The 3,784-nt window shown below is 71.4% G+C and carries 4 protein-coding genes; 3 read left to right on the forward strand and 1 reads right to left on the reverse strand.

The genetic code is table 11. The features are described 5' to 3' along the window. From QM582_RS17390 to QM582_RS17400, 3 genes are all read left to right on the forward strand, one after another. Window positions 1-592 (forward strand): hypothetical protein (locus QM582_RS17390; protein WP_415086527.1); only part of this gene is annotated, 592 nt, incomplete at its 5' end. 316 nt (window positions 593-908) lie between these two features. Further along, window positions 909-2,297, forward strand: a complete 1,389-nt coding sequence (locus QM582_RS17395; protein WP_415086529.1) for an MFS transporter — start codon at window positions 909-911, stop codon at window positions 2,295-2,297. A gap of 3 nt (window positions 2,298-2,300) precedes the next feature. Continuing rightward, a complete protein-coding gene (locus QM582_RS17400; protein WP_415086530.1) occupies window positions 2,301-2,993 on the forward strand; it encodes an aspartate/glutamate racemase family protein in 693 nt (230 codons plus the stop codon). A gap of 30 nt (window positions 2,994-3,023) precedes the next feature. On the opposite strand, the gene QM582_RS17405 is transcribed toward QM582_RS17400, so the two are convergent. Continuing rightward, on the reverse strand, window positions 3,024-3,784 hold a 761-nt coding region (locus tag QM582_RS17405), incomplete at its 5' end, for a GntR family transcriptional regulator (protein WP_415086532.1).

Raw genomic sequence — 3,784 nt, forward strand, 5'->3', positions numbered from 1 at the left:
CCTGGCGCCGGCGGTCGCGGAGGTGCCCGACCTCGGCCCGGCGCCGGCCTGGCTGGGCTGGGACCACCCCGGCGCGGAGTTGTGGCCGGCACCCGACGACGGGCCGGAGGATCTCAATGCGACCGTCGCGCCGGGCTGGCTGACCGATGCCGCGGGGCAGGTGCGAGCGGTGCTGCGGTCCAGCACCGCACCCCTGGTGATCGGGCACGGCGACTGGGAAGCCCAGAACGTGTACTGGGACGGCGACCGGCTCGCCGTCGTCCATGACTGGGACAGCCTGGCCGCGCTTCCGGAGGCCGCCCTGGCCGGCGCGGCCGCCGGCGTGTTCGCGGTGGCCGGGAGCGAACCCGGCTGGCCGTCGCTGGCGGACTCCCGTGGTTTCCTGGCCGGCTACATCGGCGCCCGCGAGCCGGGCGCGGGGCGTCCGGAGTCGCCGAGCTGGACCGACGACGACGAGCGGACGTTCTGGGCGGCCGGCCTGTGGGTGCATCTGTTCAACGCGCAGAAGGCGATCGCCCGCGGCACCTTCGGCCGCTATGCCGAGCGGGTGCGGCAGCGGGTCCGGGAACGCTTGCCGCTGATCGTCGGCTAGGGAAGCGCTGATCTTCAACGTCACCCCGGGCTCTCGGACGGGCGGGATCCCGGATCAAGTCCGGGATGACGAGGGAGGGGTTGGATTCGCCGCACCTGGCATGCCAATCGGTCCTGTTGCTGGACACCTCCGCCCTCTCAACCCATTTTGGCATGCCAAATCGCCAGTCTTCACACGCGTGTAATGCCACGGCAACCAGCGGATCGAACCGTCTGATTAGCGTCAGGAACCAGCCGAGGCCACCCCGAGGGCAGGCCCCGCGCCGGACCCGACCACGACATCGACCTTCGTCGATCTCTTCAAAGGGAGCAAGCGGATGACCAATCAGACGAAGCAACCCGAACTGACGCTCGGCGACCAGATCGAGCGCGCCTACTCCACCATGAAACTCACTCGCGCCCACCTGGGCGTCGCGGCGATGGTCCTCCTCGGCGCGTTCTTCGACTCGATCGAACAGAACGCCGTCGGGGTCGCCGGACCGGCCCTGCGCGAGAGCTGGGGACTCGGCTCGGCCCAGGTCGGCCTGCTCAACACGGTCACCTTCACCGCGATCGCGCTGGGTCGGCTGGCGGCGGGCTTCACCTCCGACCGTTTCGGACGCCGCCGACTACTGAGCCTCAACCTGCTCGTCTTCAGCGTCGGTTCGCTGCTGTGCGCCGTCGCACCCAACTACGAGATGCTGCTGGTGGCGCGCTTCATCGTCGGAATCGGCATCGGCGGCGAGATCGCGACGGCGATCACGATGATGTCGGAGTTCTTCGCCGCCAAGCACCGCGGGGTCGCCAGCGGCCTGGTCAACGTGGCCGCCGCCGGCATCGGCAACCTGCTGGCACCGCTGTTCGGGATCATCGTGTTCGCGGTGTTCTCCGGGGACGACCAGTGGCGGTACCTGTTCGCCGTGCTGCTGCTGCCCGCACTGCTGGTGTTGTTCTACCGGCGGTCGATGCCCGAATCGCCGCGCTACCTGGCCGCCAACGGGAACGTGGCCGAAGCCAACACGGTGCTGAACCGACTGGCCCAGGGCAAGCTGGCCGGACCCCTGCCGGAACAGGTGCAGTACCTCGACGGGGAGAACGCCGCCGCGCTGGCGGAACCGCCGCGGCAGACCTGGACGCACGTGTTCCGCGGTCGCCACCTGCGCACCACACTGCCGCTGTGCATCGCGGTGACGATGTCCTACGGCGGCCAGATCTCGATGGCCACGCTGATCCCGCTGATCCTCACCGACCGCGGCTTCGCCATCACCACGGCCCTGTGGTACACACTCGTGATGCAGTCCGGAAGCCTGGTCGGATCGATCGTCGCCTCGTTCGTCTCGCTCCGGCTCCCCCGCCGCGCGGTGTTGACCGGTGCCGCCACGCTCGGCTTGGTCGCCGCTCTGGGGTTCGGCTTCGCCGCACCGACCATCCCGCTGGTGCTGCTGTTCGGCGCCCTGTTCAACTTCGCGGTGATCACCATCAACACCACGATCTTCCTGTACGCCCCGGAGTTGTACCCGACCAGGATCCGCGGGCTCGGCACGGCGGTCATCCTCGCCACCGGGTCGCTTGCCGGCGGGTTGCTGCCGCTGCTCGCCGGAGCGGTGCTGGACGCGGGCGGGGTGCCGGCGATGTTCGCGATGCTCGCGGCCTTCTTCGTGGTCGGGGCGATCGTGGTCCGGATCCCCCGGGAGACCCTCGGGCGTCCGCTCGAAGAGGCCTTCTAGCCGGTGAGCGACGGCACACCGCACCTGCTGGTCGTCAACCCGAACACCAACACCGCGACGACGAGCGTGATGACTGCCCTGGCCCAGGCCATGCTGACCGGCACCGGGCTGACCGCCCGGGGTGTCACGGTGGACGGCGGACCGTCCGTGATCACCGGTCCGGAGGCGCTCGCGGCGAGCGTTCCGCACGTGCTGCGATGCGTGCACCGCAGCCTCACCGCCGACACCGCCGGCATCGTGGTCGCCGCCATCGGAGACCCGGGGGTGCGGGAGGTGCGGCAGTGCTGGCCCGGACCGGCGATCGGTCTGGGCGAGGCCTCGATCCGGGCCGCCGGACGCGACGGCAGGAGGTTCGGGATGGTGACCTCGACGCGGCGGCTCGGGCCCGGCCTGCTCGGCCTGGTCCACCGCCACGCGGGGCCGGGCGTCTTCACCGGGCTGCGGTTCACCGACGCGTCCGCCGAGCAGCTTGCGGCCGACGACGCGCTGGAGTACCGGGAGCTGTCGGAGGCGGTCCGGCTCTGCGAGCAGGTCGACGGCGCCGAGGCGGTGATCATCGGCGGCGGCCCGCTCTCCCGGACGGCACGCCGGCTGGCGCAGCAGCACCGGTCCGTCGTCGTCCAGCCGGTGCCGAGCGCGGTCAGGCATCTGCTGGACGCGCTCGGCCTCGGCGTCCGGAGCGGCGCACAGGCCTGACTCGGCCGCGTCCCGACCGGAGGACCCGGGTCAGTCGCCGAGCAGCAGAGCGAGGGTGCGGAGCCGGCCGCGCTCGACGTGCGTGTAGGCGCAGGCGCTGGCCAGCTGCTCGTTGCCGGAGACGATCGCCTGCACCAGCGCGTCGTGCTCCTCGTGGCGCACGGCCGGCCCGGCGGCGATCGTCATCGCACTCAGCCGGTCGCTGCGGTCCTGCAGCGGCCCGAACGTCTGCTCGAACAGCGCGTGATCGGCGAGCGTGACGATCGCCCGGTGCAGGGCGGCGTTCCAGCGGTCCAGGGCCTCGTGGTCGTCGCGGGCGATTGCGTCCGTTGCGGCGGTGAGCGCCTGCTGCAGCGGCGCGGGATCGGCACCTCGGGCGACCCGTCCCGCGGCGATCCGGGCGACCAGCGGTTCCAGTGCCGAGCGGAGGTCGTAGAGCTGCTCGATGTCCGTGCGGGTGACCTCGGTGACGATCGCCGCCCGGCGCGGCGCCAGGCGGATGAAGCCGGTGAACTCCAGCCGGTTGATCGCGGCCCTGATCGGGGCACGGGAGACGCCGAACTCGGCGGCGATCTCGCGCTCGGTCAGCTTGCTCCCGGGGCCGTAGCGGCCGGTGATGATCCCCCTCCGCAGCCGCTGGTAGACGTCCGCGGAGAGGACGTCGGAGGCCGGCGCGTCCTGCCCGTCGTCCCCCTGTTCGTCCATGCCGGTCAGGCTACCGGTGCTACCGCCGCGTCTCTGCCCGCCCCCTCCCCGCGCTCGCCTAACTATTTGGGGCTCGCTGAGTTCAG

It is taken from the genome of Micropruina sp. (assembly GCF_047607385.1).
Classification (GTDB): Bacteria; Actinomycetota; Actinomycetes; order Propionibacteriales; family Propionibacteriaceae; genus Micropruina.

Excerpts from the sequence above, each read along its gene's own strand:
- QM582_RS17395 (WP_415086529.1), top strand. The coding sequence starts at position 909 with ATGACCAATCAGACGAAGCAACCCGAACTGACGCTCGGCGACCAGATC.